A 15,515-nucleotide genomic window follows, 5' to 3' on the forward strand; every position below is an offset into this window, starting at 1 on the left:
CATGTCAGCACTCAAGAGCCTCGGATACGTCACCGTTCAAACCGCCGACATCGATCGCTGGCGCCACTTCGCCTTCCAGGTGCTGGGTTTCGCAGCAGGACGCGGATCCGACGAGTCGGCGCTGTACCTGCGGATGGACGAGCGAGCAGCACGCATCATCGTCACCCCGGGAGACACCGACCGCATCATGACCGTCGGCTGGGAGGTCCGTGACCGTGCCGGCCTGGAGGACGTCAAAGCCGCCCTCGACGGCGCGGGCGTGCCCTTCAAACAGTTGCCGCTGGAAGAGGCGGACGCACGCCGCGTCGAAGAGGTCATCGCCTTCGACGACCCGGCCGGCACCGCGATCGAGGTCTTCCACGGACCGGTCCTCGACCACAGTCCGGTGATCACGCCGTTCGGGGCACGGTTCGTCACCGGAGCACAAGGGCTGGGACACGTGGTCCTGCCCGCACTGGACGCCAACGGCCTGTTCGAGTTCTACACCGGTGTACTCGGGTTCCGGTCCCGCGGCGCGTTCCGCGTGCCGGTGCCACCGGAGTACGGGCCGGTGCGTGTGCGCTTCCTCGGCATCAACGAGCGCCACCACAGCCTGGCGATCTGTCCGGCGACAACCCTTCGCGATCCCGGTCTGGTCCACCTCATGGTCGAGGTCGACAGCCTCGACACGGTCGGGCAGGCGCTGGACCGCGTCGGCGCCGACGGGTACCCGTTGTCGTCCACGCTCGGCCGGCACACCAACGACAAGATGGTGTCCTTCTATGTTCGGGCACCGGGCGACTGGGACATCGAATTCGGCACCGACGGCATGCGCGTCGACGAAACCTACTACACTGCAGAGGAAATCACCGCCGACAGCTACTGGGGTCACCAGTGGGTGAGCGACCTGCCGGCAGCGATGCGGCCATGACGCCCGACGCCGACGTCAGCCCGGTCTCGGCGTCCACGATCGGCCATTGGGATCATGAGGCGGACGTGGTGATCGCCGGTTACGGCATCGCCGGCGCCGCCGCAGCGGTTGAGGCCGCCCGAGCGGGTGCGGATGTGCTCGTGCTCGAACGGACCGGCTCCTGGGGCGGGGCGGCCGCCATGGCCGGCGGCTTCATCTACCTCGGTGGCGGGACGGCGCTACAAAAGGCCTGCGGCTTCGACGATTCCGTCGAGAACATGGCGGCGTTCCTGAACGCGGCGATGGGTCCCGGCGCCGACGGCCGCCGCATCGCCGACTACTGCGAAGGCAGCGTCGCCCACTTCGACTGGCTCGTCGAAAGCGGTGTGCCGTTCAAGGCCGAGTTCTTCGGTGAGCCGGGCTGGGAGCCGATGGGCGACCAGGGTCTGATGTACAGCGGCGGGGAGAACTCCTACCCGTTCAACACCGTGGCCACGCCGGCACCCCGCGGACACGTCCCGCAGATGTCGGACAAGAAGCAGGGCGAGGCCAGCGCCGGGTACATGCTGATGAAGCCGCTGGTCGAGACCGCCACCGCGGCCGGGGCCCGGGCGCTCTACGACGTGCGGGTGCAAACCCTGGTAGTCGAAGCCGACGGCCGGGTGGCTGGAATCCGCGCCCGGCAGTACGGCACCGAGGTGACGATCCGCGCGCGCCGTGGCGTGGTGCTGGCCACTGGCAGCTTCGCCTACAACGACGCGATGGTGGCGCAGTACGCCCCGCGTATCGCCGGACGCCCGGCGGCGTCGATCGAACAGCACGACGGTCAGGCGATCCGGATGGCCCAGGCGCTCGGCGCCGACCTCGCCCACATGGACGCCACCGAGGTCGCGATCTTCATCGACCCGCAGCAGTTGGTCCGCGGTGTCCTCGTCAACGAACGCGGCCAGCGCTACGTCGCCGAAGACACCTACCCGGGCCGGGTGGGCCAACTGACGCTGTACCACCAGAACAACACCGCGTACCTGATCATCGACGGCGACGCCCAGGAAGAGGCGATGGCATCGCTGTCCCCACAGTTGATGATGCGTCCGCCGACGTGGGTGTGCGAGACCGTTGCCGAACTCGAAGGCGAGATCGGGTTGGCGCCCGGATCACTTCAGGCCACGATCGCCGCCTACAACGACGGGGCAGCGCGGGGTGAGGATCCGCTGTTGCACAAGAAGCCGCTGTGGCTGCGCCCGGTCGGCTCGCCGGTCGGGGCGATCGATCTGCGAGAGAGCACCGGAGGATTCACCCTGGGCGGCCTGCAGACTTCGCTGGACGGCGAGGTGCTGCACGTCAACGGAGAGCCCATCCCCGGCCTGTTAGCCGCCGGGCGCTCGACCGCGGGCGTTGCCGCGTGGGGTTACGCCAGCGGCATCTCGCTGGGCGACGGCAGCTTCTACGGGCGACGCGCCGGCCGTCGCGCTGCCAAAGGCTGAGCGCCAACCAGCCGGAACCAACCGTGGCGTCGTCCTCGTGAGCCGGGCAGACGACCGGTTGACCGGCGCTGCTTCCTGGTGCGCCCGGTCATATCGAAACTTGTGTGTGACACGGCCCACTCTCCTATGATACAAACAGGCATATTCCTATTAGGCATATGTGCTCTGTACCCTCAGCGAGGAGATGTCATGACTGCAGCCCCCGTCACTCAGGAATCAACTACGCCCAGCGCGGTCATTGACCGGGTGTCGCTGGTGCTCGATGCGTTCGACGGCCCGGGCAGGCTGACGCTGGCTCAGATCGTCCGCCGCACCGGGTTGCCCCGGTCGTCGGCGCACCGCATGCTCGAGCGGCTCGTACAGCTGCGGTGGCTGCGCCGCAGCGGTCGTGACTATGAACTGGGAATGCGGTTGGTCGAACTCGGCTCACTGGCCGTTCACCAGGACCGGCTGCACCGCGCCGCCGCCCCGCTGCTGCACGACCTGCACCGCGCCACCGGCCTGGTGGTGCACCTGGCCGTGTTGGACGGCGCCGACGTGGTGTACCTCGAGAAGATCGGCGATCGTATGGCCGCCGCACTGCCCAGCCGTGTCGGCGGGCGCCAGGCCGCGCACTGCACCGCGATCGGCAAGGCCATGCTGGCGTACAACGCCGACGCGAGCGACGAGGTCGACCTGTCGAATCGCCGCACCCGGTACTCCATCGGAAGCGCCGCCCAGCTCGCCGGCGATCTGGCCAAGGTCCGGGCGCACGGCGTCGCCTTCGACCGGGAAGAGGCGCTGAGCGGATTCGGCTGTGTCGCAGCGCCGATCGGTGCCCCCGGTGACGCCGTCGCTGCACTGTCGGTGTGCGGGCCGATGAGCCGGATGGCCTTCGACCAGCGCCTCGCCGCACCGGTGCGGATGACCGCCATGGGCATCTGGCGCAACGTGGAAGGTGGTCCGCAGCGCGTCGCTCCCACGCTGCAGCAGGTGCGCCCGCTGCGCGGCGGACCCGCGCACCGTCCGCTGCACGAGTCGGCCGCCCTGCAGCTCGCATGACGCTCGACCCTCAGATCGCCGAGATCATCGACGCTCTCGACGGCGGATTCCCGGCCGTCGAGACGATGACCGGTGAACAGGCGCGCGCAATCATCCGATCGCGTTTCGTCGCACCGGCCGAACCGGAACCGGTCGGCAGTGTCACCGATCGGGTCGTCGACGGTCCGGGTGGCAGCATCCCGGTTCGGGTGTACCACCCCACCGGAGCCGCGGCCGGATTGCTACCGGGCCTCGTCTACGCCCATGGTGGCGGATTCGTGTTCTGCGACCTCGACAGCCACGACGGGCTGTGCCGAGACCTGGCCAACCGACTCGGCGCGGTGGTGGTGGCGGTCGACTACCGCCTCGCACCCGAGCACCCGTGGCCGGCGGCGGCGGAAGACGTCTACGCCGTCACCCGGTGGATCACCGACAACTGCATCGAACTCGGCGTCGACACCGGCCGCATCGCGGTGGGCGGCGACAGCGCCGGCGGCAATCTGGCCGCGGTGACCGCCCTGATGTCTCGCGACCGCGGGGGGCCGGCGCTCTGCGCTCAACTGCTGATCTATCCGATGATCACGTCCGACTTCACCACAGAGTCCTACCAGCGCTACGGAAGCGGCTTCTACAATCCCGAGTCCGCGCTGCGCTGGTACTGGAACCAGTACGTCCCGGACGAGGCGAACCGCACCGACCCCTACGCCTCCCCGTTGCACGCCGATCTGCACGGGCTGCCGCGGGCCGTGGTCGTGATCGCGGGACACGATCCTCTGCGCGACGAGGGCGTTGCCTACAGCGCAGCGCTGACCGCTGCCGGAGTGCCCACCGTGATGGAGATGTTCGACGGCGGCATCCACGGGTTCATGACAATGCCCAAGTTCACGATCGCTCAGACAGCGCGAGCTCGATTGTGTGAGCAGGCAGCGAGTTTCATGGCCGGAGTAGCGGCGCGTGGGTGAGGGTGCGGTGTACGTCATCGACCGCGTGGTCACCCGGCCGGGATGCGCGCGGCGCTTCGTCGACGCCTACCTCGCCGGGTACGCACCGGGTGCTCGCAGCCGCGGTATGACTCTGGAGCATGTGTTGGTCAGTCCCCCCATCTGGTTCGAGGAACATCCGAATACGGTCACCGCGACGTGGTCACTGCCCAGCGCGCAGGCCTGGTGGGAGATGACGTGGCAGGGCCGCCCGGATCCGGCGATCGGTGAGTGGTGGGAGAGCATCGGCGACCTCGTTCTCGAGCGCAGCCGCAGCGTGGCCGCAGCCGCCGCTGACGTGGACGCCCTCTGCGATGTCTAGTGTCATCCGGCTGGTCGAGACGGCCGACGAGCATCGGGACCGGTTGCTCGACGAACTGCGCGACTTCGCCCGCGAAATCGATGCTGAACGGGCACTCGTGCAGCCCACGCTGCCGGGTGTGCGGAACGGCGGAGACATCCTCGTCCACCTCAGATTCTCGGGGACCGCTACCCGGGCGAAGGGTGTCAAGGCGATCGATGACCTGCTGAGCGAAACAGCGGTACGGCACTACAACGGCGCCAGCTACGACGGTGTGCCGGTCGCAGGCGCCGACGGGAGGGGCGCTGTGTACCGGACGCTGCTGCTGCGGGTGCGCCCCGGCACCGACGACATGGTCGTCCAGCAGTTCGAAGACGACCTACGCCTGCTCCCCCGCTACGTCCGCACCATCCAGTCATGGCAACTCAGCCGTGTCGAGGAGGCCGTCGGAGCCTCGCCGTGGACGCACGTGTTCGAGCAGGAATTCACCGACCTCGACGGCCTGATGGGCCCCTACCTGATGCACCCCGTCCACTGGGCGCGAGTCGATCGGTGGTTCGACCCGGAGTGCCCGGAAGTAATTGTCCGGGAACGCGTCTGCCACAGCTTCTGCCGGAACGTCGAGTTGACGGGCAGGATTGCCGAGTGACCACCGAAGGTATCAAGTCCCTGCTGGATGAACGCGAGATCGTGCGCGCTCTGTACACGGCAGCGCGCGCGATGGACGACCACGACTGGTCCACCCTGGCCGAGATCTTCGCCGAGGATGCCACCGGTGATCTCGGCACCGGCCGGCTCGACAGTGCCGCGGCCATCATCGAGGTGATCCGCAGCTACTTGGACTCGTGCGGACCCACTCAGCACATGCTCGGCAACGTCGTCGTCGACATCGACGGTGACACCGCGGCGTCTCGGGCATACGTCCATGACGTTCATCTCTCGAAGGACCGGATGCAGCGGTTCTACACGATGGGCGATTATCGCGACACGTGGGCGAGGCGCGGCGGCCGCTGGCGCATCACCGAAAGGTTCAAGGCGAACCGGTCACACGTCGGATCGCTCGACGCCGTGTTCGGTAGGTGACACGGACGATCAATGGGCAGGGATGTGGTCACCGGCTCGGCGTCGGCGATGGGTCGCGAGGCCGCGATACGTTTCTGGAACTAGACCCCGGCCGGGAGGATGTTCGGATTCGCCGTCGCCGGTGGCGTCAGCGGCGGCATGAGACCCGTCCCGTCGAGGCTGTGCACCGGCAGGTTCTGCGACCACGGGTAGTGCAGGCTGAACGCAACCAGTCCGGTGCGTTCCGCCGCCGGCAGGTGGCTCATGGCCAGCACCGTCTCCGCCAGGTACTCGACGGGCTCGGTCGGGAAGGTCTCGGGAATGAGGTCGGATGCACCCGGCGTGCGCACGGCCGTCGACGGGCCGACGCAGTTGACGGCGATGTTGTCGTCGACCAGTTCGGCCGCAAGGCCCTGGGTGAACCGGTGCAGTGCCGCTTTCAGCGAGGCGTACACCACGTCTCCGGAATTCTTGTTGTACTCGCGAAAGGGGCGCACCGGCGCCATGCCGGTGACCGAGCCGATGTTGACGATCCACCCGCCACCGCGGCTGCGCATGTGCGGAATCGCGGCCTGCGACAGGACGAAGGGCGTGCGCAGGTAGTGCTCGACAGTGCGGTCGAACGTGTTCATCGCCATCTTTTCGATGACCGAGTAGTCGGCATAGCCGGCGTTGTTGACCAGGATGTCGAGTCGGCCGGTGTGTTCGATGACGTTCGGTATCAGTGCTTCACGCTGCACGGTGTCTTCGAGGTCGGCCGCCAGGCCGATGGCCGTGCCACCTGCCGCCTCGATGAGTGCAATCGTCTCGCCGATCGTCCCGGGCAGCGCGATCGCCCCTCCCGCGCGCACCGAGGGCGACGGCGTGTGGGAACGCGCAGTCACCACCACGGTGGCGCCCTCGGCCGCCAGTCGCTGGGCGATCGCCCGTCCGATCCCCCGGCTGCTTCCGGTGACCAGTGCGGTCTTATCCCGCAGCAGATCCGCCACCGGATTCTCCTTGTCGGCCGTCCAATACGAAATGCTCCTCGATCGGCGCCCGGTGCTGATGCCAGACGTCGACCAGCCGCCACGGGGTGGCCACCACCACCCGTCCCGAGCCCGACCGGTAGTAGGTGTGCGCGTTGGGGGTGTGGCACCACACCGTGCGCGACATGGCGTCGTCGATCTGCGCCACGTAATCGTCGTAGGCCTGCCGTGTCACTTCCATCGTCGTCGCGCCGCGCATCGCCATCAACTGCAGGCACTCCGCGATGTAGTGCGCGAGCACCTCCATCGAGAAATTCGCGCCGGCACCGTGGCCCGGGCTGTAGTTCGGCGCCGAGGTGATGAACAGGTTCGGGAAGCCGGGCACGGTGCCGCCCCGGTACGCACGAGGGCTGTCGCCCCACTCTGCGCGCAATGTGCGCCCGTCGCGTCCGCGGATGTCCACCGTCGACAGGAAGTCGAGGTGATAGCCCGTGGCGTAGATGATCACATCGAGGTCGATCTGTCGACCGTCCTGCGTGACGATTCCTTGTGCGTTGACCGCTGCGGGCTCACTGGCCTCCACGTCGACGTGGTCGCGGGTCAGCGCGGCGTAGTAGCCGCCGGGATCGCGGATGATGCGCTTGCCGTACGGCGCGAAATCCGGCGTGACCTTCTCCGCCAGTTCTGTTCCCTCGCCGAACATCCGGTCGATGTACTCCGTGCACATCTGCAACAGCACGTCGTTCGCCGGAGAGATCGACAGATGCTCGGCGGCCCACTCCGGGTCTCGCAGGATCACGGGATAATTGTTGTCCGCGGTACCCCAGTACGACTTGAGCCGATGCCAATTGGCGTAGTACGGCAGGTGTCGTCCGAGAAAACGGCGGAAGTCCGGGACGTCGTCGGAGAGCCGTTTGCGCGGTGCAACCCAGTGCGGCTGCCGTTGGAACACGGTCAGATGGTCGACCTGATCGACACAGGCATCGACGATCTGCACCGCTGTGCAACCGGCGCCGATGATCGCCACCCGCTTGCCGGTCAGATCCAAGGTCGAATCCCACCGCGCGGAATGCACGCTGACACCGGTGAAGCTCTCGCGGCCGGGAAGGTCCGGCCAGCGGGGTCGGTTCAGGTAGCCCGCAGCGGTGATCACCACCCGGGCGTGACTCACCTCGCGGTGACCCTCGCGAGTCACCGAGTGGATCTGCCACTGCCGGCGGTCCTCGTCCCACCACAGCGCCTCGACTTCGGTACCGAACCGCGTGTGCTCACGAAGCCCGTACCTGTCGGCGAGTGACACGAGATAGGCCTGATATTCCGCGCCCTGCGGGTAGTAGTTCGACCAATCCGGATTGACCTCGCGTGACAACGAGTAGTACACCGACGGGGTGTCCACCCCGATGCCCGGATAGGTCGTCGTCAACCAGGTACCGCCGACCTCGTGGTTGCGATCGTAGATCTCGTAGGTCACACCCGCGTCCTCGGCGGCCAGCGCATTCACGATGCCGGCGATACCGGCGCCGATGATCGCGACCGTCGTGGTGGACGGAATCGGCACATCACGCGGGAGCGCAGGTTGCGACAGCTGGAAGCCGCCCTGCTCGAGCAGCAGTGGGACGAACTCGTCGTCGACATCGGAACCGAGGGCGAGCGGGAGCAGGCGGCTGAAGAGCACCTCGTCGACGGGCACCGGTGCCGCTTGAGCTTCGACGGCGCTCACCAGTGCCGCCACGATCGCCTCCATGGTGTCGGAGTCGGTGACACCCCTCTTCTCCGGAGGGTCGGGTTCGTGCGAGATCTTCGGCGCGAACCGGTCGAGCACCGACGCGTCATCGGTCATCTGTGCCAGCACCGCCACCAGTACGCCCGGATCCGCCTGCCGCAGGTGGGTCCTCAGCGCCTCGAGGTCGACCTGGGAGGCGTCGTGCGTCGTCGGGGTTGCGGCGTCAATCGTCACGTCACCGAGTATCGAACCGCTCCCCGGTGACAGCACCGTATGTGCCTACTGAGCGGGACAGCGATCGGTGAGCGGGGGTGGTTCGTGTTTGGCTGCCCTCATGCAAGGCGACCTCGACACCGACAGCCTGGTCGCACGGGCTCGCAGCCACGCACTCGGTGACATCCCGCGGCGGTCGGCCCGCCGGCAACCCGACAAGACCGCGATCGTCGACGGCGAGGTCACACTGACGTTCGCAGAGTTCGATCGGCTTGTCGACCGCGCCGCAGCAGCGCTGCGCGACAACGGCTTCGATGTCGGTGACCGGATTGCGCTGCTGTCCCACAACTGCTGGCAGTACGCCGTGCTGACGTTCGCCACCGCGCGTGCGGGCGTGGTGCTGGTGCCGGTGAACTTCATGCTCACCGCCGAGGAGATCGCCTATCTGCTCGGCCACAGCCGGGTCACCGGCTTCATCGTCGAAGCCGAGCTGACGCCCACCGCCGAGGACGCCGTGCGGCGCGGCGGCGCGGTCACCACCACGGTGGCGCTGACCCCCGACGGGGCCACCCCGCCGCCGGGATGGCAGGACTTCGCCACGTGGCTCGACACCGACAGCCCGGCCCCGCGCCCGCATATCGACGACGAGCAGCTACTGCGCCTGATGTACACCAGCGGCACCGAATCGCGGCCCAAGGCGGTGATGCACACCAGTCGCAGCCTGATGTCGCAGTACGTCAGCACCATCCTGGCCGGAGCCATGTCCGGTAGCGACGTCGAGATCCACTCCCTGCCGCTGTACCACTGCGCGCAGTTGGACAACTTCCTGGCCACCGACATCTACCTGGGAGCCACCAGCATCATCCTGGCACTCCCTGATCCCGAGACGGTTCTGCGCACCATCGAGCGGTACCGGGTGACGAACTACTTTGCGCCTCCGACGGTGTGGATCAGCCTGCTGCGCTGTCCGGTCTTCGATCAGGTCGATCTGTCCAGTCTGCGCAAGGGCTACTACGGTGCGTCGGCGATGCCGACGGAGATCCTCGCCGAGATGCGGGAACGCCTCCCCGACCTGCGGCTGTGGAACTTCTACGGACAGACCGAGATGGCGCCGCTGGCCTCGGCGCTCGGCCCCGACGAGCAGGACGCGCACGCCGGCTCCGCCGGGCGCCCGGTGCTCAACGTGGAGACCACCATCCTCGACGCCGCCGACTCGCCGGTGCCCACCGGCGTCATCGGCGAGATCGCCCACCGCAGCCCCCATCTCATGCTCGGCTATCTCGACGACCCGGCCAAGACGGCGGAAGCCTTCCGTGCCGGCTGGTTCCACTCCGGTGACCTCGGCTACTACGACGAGCACGGGCTACTCCACGTCGTCGACCGCAAGAAGGACATGATCAAGACGGGCGGGGAGAACGTGGCCAGTCGTGAGGTCGAAGAAGTCCTCTATCGCCACAACGGAATACAAGAAGTTGCGGTCTTCGGGTTGGCTCACCCGGTATGGGTGGAAGCCGTTGTCGCCGCTGTGGTGCTGCGCGAGGGGGCCGACATCACCGAACACGACGTGATCGCGCACTGCCGAGCGCACCTGGCCGGGTTCAAGGCTCCCAAGCAGGTGTTCTTCGTCGAGGCGCTGCCGAAGAACCCCAGCGGCAAGCTGCTCAAGCGCGATCTGCGCCAGCGGTTCAGCCTCGAGCACAGTCACTGAGAACGATGCCGGACTGTGGAACCTCATCGCCGGCTGATGGTGTTCCGCTCACCGGTCACGCCCCTGTTTCCGATTCCTCAAGGGGGCTTGACTGGCCGACATGAGCAACGACATCACCCTGGCGGAACTTCAGGATTTCGTCTCCGGCTACTGGTACGCCTACGACGAGGCGCTGTACGACGACATGGCGGCGGCGAAAGCCGAAGACATCCGCTTCATCACTCGCAGCGATTCCGGGGCCAGCCCGTTCGAGGAGCTGATGTCGCCCGATCTGCACGGCCGCGACGCCGTGATGGAATGGCTCACCGACCATCGCCGCCAGAGCCCCTACCCGCTGCGCCACCACGCCACCAACATCCACCGCACGGGCACCCACGATGGCACCGTCCGTGCCCGCTTCTACATTTTCGTCAACCAGATCACGAATTTTGTGCCGTTCGCGGTGTCCAGCGGCGTCGCCAACGTCGCGGTGCGCCGCGGCGCGAGCGGGCTCGAGTTCACCGAGATGGAAATGGTCCTCGACACCACGAATTCGGTGCTGCTGGCAGAGATGTCCGCCGACGCGGGCGCGGGCGCCTGAGCGGCGTGGACGCCCGCGAGACCTTCTCCGGCGGTGTCGCCGTCATCACCGGCGCCGGTGCCGGCATCGGCGCCGGGCTCGCACGTCACGCTGCCCGGCTCGGGATGACGGTGATCCTGGCCGACATCGACGGCGACGCCATCGCCGCGCTGCGCGACGAACTGACTGCGCAGAGCGTTCATGCACTTGCTGTCGTCTGCGATGTCACTGATTTCGACGCGGTGCAGGAACTCGCCGCCCGGACCTACCGCGACGCCGGGCGGGTCCGTCTCCTCGTCAACAACGCCGGTGTCGAACAGTTCGGCTTCCTGTGGGACACCCCAGTCGCCAATTGGCGGCGGCTGGTGGACATCAACATCTCAGGCGTCTTCAACGGCATACGTGCGTTCCTTCCGCACATGATCGCCGCCGGATCGCCGGCGTGGGTGTGGAACCTGTCCTCGATCGGCGGTGTCGCGGTGGTGCCGCTTCAGGCGCCCTACATCATGAGCAAGCACGCGGTGCTGGCCCTCACCGAATGCCTGGCGTTGGAGACGCAACTGGCGAGGCACGACCACATCCACGTGCAGGCGGTGTTGCCGGGTGCGGTGGTGTCGAACATCTTCGAGTCCGCAGGCGGCGTCTCCGACGGCGACATCGGGGCTGCCGAAGCGCAACGCAGCGCCATGCTCGACATCAAAGCCGAGGCGATGGATCCCGTGGCGGCGGCCGAGGTGGTCTTCGAGCAATCCGCCGAGGGCCGTTTCTATCTGCTCACCCAGCCGGAGTACGTCGGGTCGGCGATGGCCGAGCGCGCCGACGTGCTCACCTCGCAGCGCGCACCGGTACTGAAGACCAAGCAGCGCTTCGACTCCGCGAAGCACTGACGGGATGTCCAGGTACGTCTTGGATCCCGACGCCGCCGCGCGCGTCGCAGCGTTCGGAGTGATCCCCCCTATGCGGCAGCGTGGCCTGACCGAGGTCCGCCGAACCGTCGAGGCGGCAGCGCATCCTGATGCGATGCCGGAGATGTCCAGTGTCGAGGACCGGCTCGCTCCGGGCCCGGCTGGGCCCATTCCGCTGAGGATCTACCGACCCGCGGGCGACGCCGACGCTCCCGTGCTCGTCTACTTCCACGGCGGCGGCATGGTGCTCGGATCCAACCACTCGTTCGAGCCGCTGGCCCGGGAACTGGCCGCGGCCAGTGGGGCGACGGTGGTGTCCGTGGACTACCGACTCGCTCCCGAGGCCCCGGCGCCGGCGCAGTTCGACGACGCCTACGCCGCCACCGCACACGTCGCAGTCAACGCGGAGTCACTACGCGTCGACGCCGATCGGCTCGCCGTGATCGGGGACAGCGCAGGCGGCTCACTGGCGGCGGCGGTGTCGCTGGCCGCACGCGACCGTGGCGGGCCGGCTATCCGGTGCCAGGTGCTGATGTACCCGGGCCTCGACCGCGACATGACGTGTTCGTCGATCGTGAGCATGCCCGACGCACCGATGCTCAGCCGCGACGACATCGACTACATGCACGAGCTCGCGGACAGCGGCGTGACCACGCCGCCTGCCCCTTACCGGTTCCCGGCAATGGCCACCGAGCTGGTCGGACTTCCGCCGGCGATCGTGGTGACCGCGGCCTGCGATCCGATTCGGGATTGGGGAGAGCGCTATGCGCTGCGTCTTCGTGATGCAGGTGTGCAGACCACCCTGACCAGATATCCCGGTGTCTATCACGGTTTCCTGATGCGATCGGACGCCACCGCCCGCGGCCGGTTGGCCATCGCCGAGACCGGAGCGTTGCTGCGCGCGAAGTTCGCCCATCCCCTGTAGGCGTGAGCCGGTGTTCACCTCCCGATCACCGGACAGTCGAGCTCACCGGAGGCCTTTTCCGCCCCAGTATTGACGTTATGGCGGCGCTGCCGAGCGCCCGATGGAACTAGAGGAGATCCGATGCTGACTGATGATCGGCGCATGGAGCTGTCGGACGTGCTGCGCCCGGCCTCGCCGCCGCGGGAGATCGACAATGTCTACAGCGACGACCAGCGGGAGCGTCTGCTCGACGTCGTGCGGACCCAGGGCCCGTGGAAGTTGATCATCGCGCAGCATTTCGCTTCGGCCGACGAACTGATGGCCACCATGAGTGGCGCCTTCCCCGAAGGCTTCGAGCCGTCACTCGACCTGTTCCTCACCCCGACATTCCGTGGCTACCTGGCGAACTACGGCGCCGTGCTCTACCCGGAACTGCACGATTGCTTCTACAACGAGACGTTCCTGAACCAGGCCAAGAGCTACTGGAACGCCCAATACGCCAAGCCCGAGCTGATGCTCTTCAACATCAACGGACCTTGCGCAAACCGCGACCCCGGCCACCTGGACTCCCCCAGCTTTCGCGGTGTGCGTCACGAGAACGCACCGACGTGGCTCTGCAGTGTGATGGGGAAATCTGGTTTGTTCCAGGACTACTTGATCAAGATGGCACAGGTGATCACCTGGTTCTCACTAGACGAGAGCAGCGGGTTCACCTACTGGCCCGACGGTCCACTCAAGGCCCCGCAGCGTCTGTTGCCGCCGGTCTACAACCGTGGAGTGGTCGTGCAGAACGAGATGATGGTGCACCGCGGTGAAGCCAACGGCCCGCTACAGCAGCAGGTCCCGGCCGGTCTGGCATTCGATACGGTCTTCACCGGAGACTCGAACGACCGCGACCAATGGTTGTTGAAAAACGGCGACGATGTGATCGCGCGGCACCACACCGACGAACTACGCTTCCTGGTGCACTGGTCGGCCGAGGTGTTCTCCGACTTCGACGAGCTCAAGAAGAACATGGACCACTCCGACGACCTGACCATCGACCGCGCGATCGGCATGATGGTCGACGACCTGCGCGCCAAGGGCATCAAACTGGACGTGCCCGGTGAGCCGCTGCACGACCCGCAGTTCATCGGTGCGCTGAATGCCGCCTACGACCTCGGCGGGCCGGCGATCTACCCCGACGAAGCGCCGTTGTCGGCGTTCCAGATGGCCTGACCGATGGACCGATTCAACGATCGCCGAGTCATCGTCACCGGTGCAGGATCGGGTATCGGTCAGGCGACCGTCGCTCGTCTACTCGACGAGGGAGCGACCGTCGTCGCCTTCGACATCTCGGAGGACGGCTTGGCGCAGACAGTGTCGGCCGCTGCCGACGCCGGCACCGACAAGCGGCTGACCACTGCGGTCCTCGACATCTCGGACGAACACTCGGTGACCGACGCGGTCACCGGCGCGGTCGACGACCTGGGCGGACTGGATGTCCTCGTCAACGCAGCGGCGATCCAACGGTGCGCCCACACCCACGAGCACACGCTCGACGACTGGAACGCCACCTTGGCGGTGAATCTGACCGGCACTTTCCTGATGACCCGCCAGGCGTTACCGGCGCTGTGCGAATCCGGCCGAGGCGTGGTCGTGAACTTCACGTCCACCTCGGCGTCCTTCGCTCACCCGTACATGGCGGCCTACGCGGCCAGCAAGGGCGGGATCCTGGCGTTCACGCACTGCCTCGCACTCGAATACGCGAAGCAGGGATTGCGCGCGGTCAACATCCAGCCCGGTGGCGTGTCCACGGCGCTGGCGCTGAGCACCCTGGACAAGATGCCCGAGGGCTATGACCTCGGCCTGTGGGCCAAGCAGACACCGATCCTGCCGCAGGACGACGGCGGCATCCTGGGCGAGCCCGCCAAGGTCGCCTCCGTCATCGCGATGGTGGCCTCTGATGACGGAGCTTTCATCACCGGCACCGAGATCCGCATCGACGGCGGCGCCCACGCCTGATCGTCAGCGCACGACGACCTCGCTCGGTGTCCGTGGCGCGCCCAACATCTCGCGGTGTGACGGCGGAGTTCGTCCTCCCTCGTCCGTGACTCCATAGCGCTGCGCCAGCTCGGCACTGATCAGGGTATGGCCGCTGAGCGCCGCCCGGTCCGGGTCGCGGAAGAGGGCGTCCACGACCCAGCCGGTGAACTCCGGCGTCTCGGCGTGCTGCGCGAAATCACGCAGGCCTACTGGATCGCCGCCGAACACTTCTCGCATCTTCTCGGTGAGCAGGATCCCCATCCAGAGAGACACGACGTCGACCGGCGTATCGCGGAAGTCGACTCCCATGTCGGCCGCCATCTTGTCTATCCCGGCTTTCTGCGCGCCGTACGCCGGGCCGTGCATGTAACAGACAGAGCCCGGGGATGACGTGAACACGATCAAGCCCGCTCTGCTTCGCAACAGAAGCGGGGCCGCATGCCAGGACGCGACGTAGGCCGATCGCAACCCGACATCGAGGATGTCGACCAAGTCGATCGGCTTCTGCCAGAACGGGTTCGGTCCGGTCAATTCATCGTGCACTGCGGCGGCGTTGTTGACCAGCAGGTCGAGCCGGCCGTTTTCCCGCTCGACCCGGGCGAACAGTGCAGCGACCGCCGCGTCGTCACGATGGTCGAGCGGTACCGCGATCGCCTCGTCGCCGGTCTCGACCACGGTTCGGCCGGTTGCGTACACCCGCCATCCGCAGTTCGACAGAGCTCGCGCAATTCCGCGGCCGGCACCGCGGCTGGCGCCCGTCACCACTGCGACGGT

16 protein-coding genes are annotated in these 15,515 nt (G+C 67.1%); 13 read left to right on the forward strand and 3 right to left on the reverse strand.

The window, feature by feature from the left end; all coding sequences use genetic code 11:
* Position 1 precedes the first annotated feature (1 nt).
* The 7 genes from H7I41_RS08790 to H7I41_RS08820 all read left to right on the forward strand — a co-directional run bounded on the left by H7I41_RS08790 (position 2) and on the right by H7I41_RS08820 (position 5,757).
* Positions 2-910, forward strand: coding sequence for a VOC family protein (locus H7I41_RS08790; RefSeq protein WP_264012177.1), 909 nt, complete (start codon positions 2-4; stop codon positions 908-910).
* Complete coding sequence (locus H7I41_RS08795) at positions 907-2,373, forward strand: FAD-dependent oxidoreductase (RefSeq protein ID WP_264012178.1); 1,467 nt, start codon at positions 907-909, stop codon at positions 2,371-2,373. Before H7I41_RS08790 ends, H7I41_RS08795 begins: the two co-directional genes overlap by 4 nt.
* A gap of 189 nt (positions 2,374-2,562) precedes the next feature.
* Positions 2,563-3,414: an IclR family transcriptional regulator gene (locus H7I41_RS08800; protein ID WP_264012179.1), complete on the forward strand. Its 852-nt coding sequence runs from the start codon at positions 2,563-2,565 to the stop codon at positions 3,412-3,414.
* On the forward strand, positions 3,411-4,355 hold the full coding sequence (lipP1, locus tag H7I41_RS08805; protein ID WP_264012180.1) for a LipP1 family hormone-sensitive lipase: 945 nt from the start codon (positions 3,411-3,413) through the stop codon (positions 4,353-4,355). Before H7I41_RS08800 ends, lipP1 begins: the two co-directional genes overlap by 4 nt.
* Positions 4,348-4,695 (forward strand): hypothetical protein, encoded by a 348-nt coding sequence (locus tag H7I41_RS08810; protein ID WP_264012181.1) that lies wholly within the window; start codon positions 4,348-4,350, stop codon positions 4,693-4,695. Before lipP1 ends, H7I41_RS08810 begins: the two co-directional genes overlap by 8 nt.
* Complete coding sequence (locus tag H7I41_RS08815; RefSeq protein WP_264012182.1) at positions 4,688-5,323, forward strand: Dabb family protein; 636 nt, start codon at positions 4,688-4,690, stop codon at positions 5,321-5,323. Before H7I41_RS08810 ends, H7I41_RS08815 begins: the two co-directional genes overlap by 8 nt.
* On the forward strand, positions 5,320-5,757 hold the full coding sequence (locus tag H7I41_RS08820) for a nuclear transport factor 2 family protein (RefSeq protein WP_264012183.1): 438 nt from the start codon (positions 5,320-5,322) through the stop codon (positions 5,755-5,757). The genes H7I41_RS08815 and H7I41_RS08820 overlap by 4 nt, the downstream gene beginning before the upstream one ends.
* 80 nt (positions 5,758-5,837) lie before the next feature.
* Here the strand turns inward: H7I41_RS08820 and H7I41_RS08825 are convergent, their stop codons facing one another.
* Together H7I41_RS08825 and H7I41_RS08830 are read right to left on the reverse strand one after the other, a co-directional pair.
* Entirely contained in the window at positions 5,838-6,725 is an 888-nt protein-coding gene (locus tag H7I41_RS08825; RefSeq protein WP_264012184.1) for an SDR family NAD(P)-dependent oxidoreductase, read from the reverse strand.
* Complete coding sequence (locus tag H7I41_RS08830) at positions 6,703-8,544, reverse strand: flavin-containing monooxygenase (protein WP_264012265.1); 1,842 nt, start codon at positions 8,542-8,544, stop codon at positions 6,703-6,705. The genes H7I41_RS08825 and H7I41_RS08830 overlap by 23 nt, the downstream gene beginning before the upstream one ends.
* A gap of 217 nt (positions 8,545-8,761) precedes the next feature.
* Here H7I41_RS08830 and H7I41_RS08835 point away from each other — a divergent pair, with 217 nt between their 5' ends.
* From H7I41_RS08835 to H7I41_RS08860, 6 genes are all read left to right on the forward strand, one after another.
* Positions 8,762-10,348 (forward strand): acyl-CoA synthetase, encoded by a 1,587-nt coding sequence (locus H7I41_RS08835; protein WP_264012185.1) that lies wholly within the window; start codon positions 8,762-8,764, stop codon positions 10,346-10,348.
* A 100-nt stretch (positions 10,349-10,448) separates the two neighbouring features.
* Positions 10,449-10,928: a nuclear transport factor 2 family protein gene (locus H7I41_RS08840; RefSeq protein WP_264012186.1), complete on the forward strand. Its 480-nt coding sequence runs from the start codon at positions 10,449-10,451 to the stop codon at positions 10,926-10,928.
* A gap of 5 nt (positions 10,929-10,933) precedes the next feature.
* Positions 10,934-11,794 (forward strand): SDR family oxidoreductase, encoded by an 861-nt coding sequence (locus H7I41_RS08845; protein WP_264012187.1) that lies wholly within the window; start codon positions 10,934-10,936, stop codon positions 11,792-11,794.
* 4 nt (positions 11,795-11,798) lie between these two features.
* Positions 11,799-12,737, forward strand: a complete 939-nt coding sequence (locus H7I41_RS08850; protein ID WP_264012188.1) for an alpha/beta hydrolase — start codon at positions 11,799-11,801, stop codon at positions 12,735-12,737.
* A gap of 120 nt (positions 12,738-12,857) precedes the next feature.
* Positions 12,858-13,934: a hypothetical protein gene (locus tag H7I41_RS08855; protein WP_264012189.1), complete on the forward strand. Its 1,077-nt coding sequence runs from the start codon at positions 12,858-12,860 to the stop codon at positions 13,932-13,934.
* Positions 13,935-13,937: 3 nt separating this feature from the next.
* Positions 13,938-14,720: an SDR family NAD(P)-dependent oxidoreductase gene (locus H7I41_RS08860; RefSeq protein ID WP_264012190.1), complete on the forward strand. Its 783-nt coding sequence runs from the start codon at positions 13,938-13,940 to the stop codon at positions 14,718-14,720.
* Positions 14,721-14,723: 3 nt separating this feature from the next.
* Here H7I41_RS08860 and H7I41_RS08865 read toward each other — a convergent pair whose 3' ends face one another.
* Complete coding sequence (locus H7I41_RS08865; RefSeq protein ID WP_372503708.1) at positions 14,724-15,503, reverse strand: SDR family NAD(P)-dependent oxidoreductase; 780 nt, start codon at positions 15,501-15,503, stop codon at positions 14,724-14,726.
* Positions 15,504-15,515: the final 12 nt, after the last annotated feature.

This window comes from [Mycobacterium] manitobense (assembly GCF_025821665.1).
GTDB lineage: Bacteria > Actinomycetota > Actinomycetes > Mycobacteriales > Mycobacteriaceae > Mycobacterium > Mycobacterium arseniciresistens.

Bases quoted from the DNA above. Each gene is read 5' to 3' on its own strand.
- H7I41_RS08790 (WP_264012177.1), top strand. From the start codon at position 2: ATGTCAGCACTCAAGAGCCTCGGATACGTCACCGTTCAAACCGCCGAC.
- H7I41_RS08855 (WP_264012189.1), top strand. From the start codon at position 12,858: ATGCTGACTGATGATCGGCGCATGGAGCTGTCGGACGTGCTGCGCCCG.
- H7I41_RS08815 (WP_264012182.1), top strand. From the start codon at position 4,688: ATGTCTAGTGTCATCCGGCTGGTCGAGACGGCCGACGAGCATCGGGAC.
- H7I41_RS08830 (WP_264012265.1), bottom strand. From the start codon at position 8,544: ATGACCGATGACGCGTCGGTGCTCGACCGGTTCGCGCCGAAGATCTCG.
- H7I41_RS08800 (WP_264012179.1), top strand. From the start codon at position 2,563: ATGACTGCAGCCCCCGTCACTCAGGAATCAACTACGCCCAGCGCGGTC.
- H7I41_RS08795 (WP_264012178.1), top strand. From the start codon at position 907: ATGACGCCCGACGCCGACGTCAGCCCGGTCTCGGCGTCCACGATCGGC.
- H7I41_RS08860 (WP_264012190.1), top strand. From the start codon at position 13,938: ATGGACCGATTCAACGATCGCCGAGTCATCGTCACCGGTGCAGGATCG.
- H7I41_RS08840 (WP_264012186.1), top strand. From the start codon at position 10,449: ATGAGCAACGACATCACCCTGGCGGAACTTCAGGATTTCGTCTCCGGC.
- H7I41_RS08850 (WP_264012188.1), top strand. From the start codon at position 11,799: ATGTCCAGGTACGTCTTGGATCCCGACGCCGCCGCGCGCGTCGCAGCG.
- lipP1 (WP_264012180.1), top strand. From the start codon at position 3,411: ATGACGCTCGACCCTCAGATCGCCGAGATCATCGACGCTCTCGACGGC.
- H7I41_RS08835 (WP_264012185.1), top strand. From the start codon at position 8,762: ATGCAAGGCGACCTCGACACCGACAGCCTGGTCGCACGGGCTCGCAGC.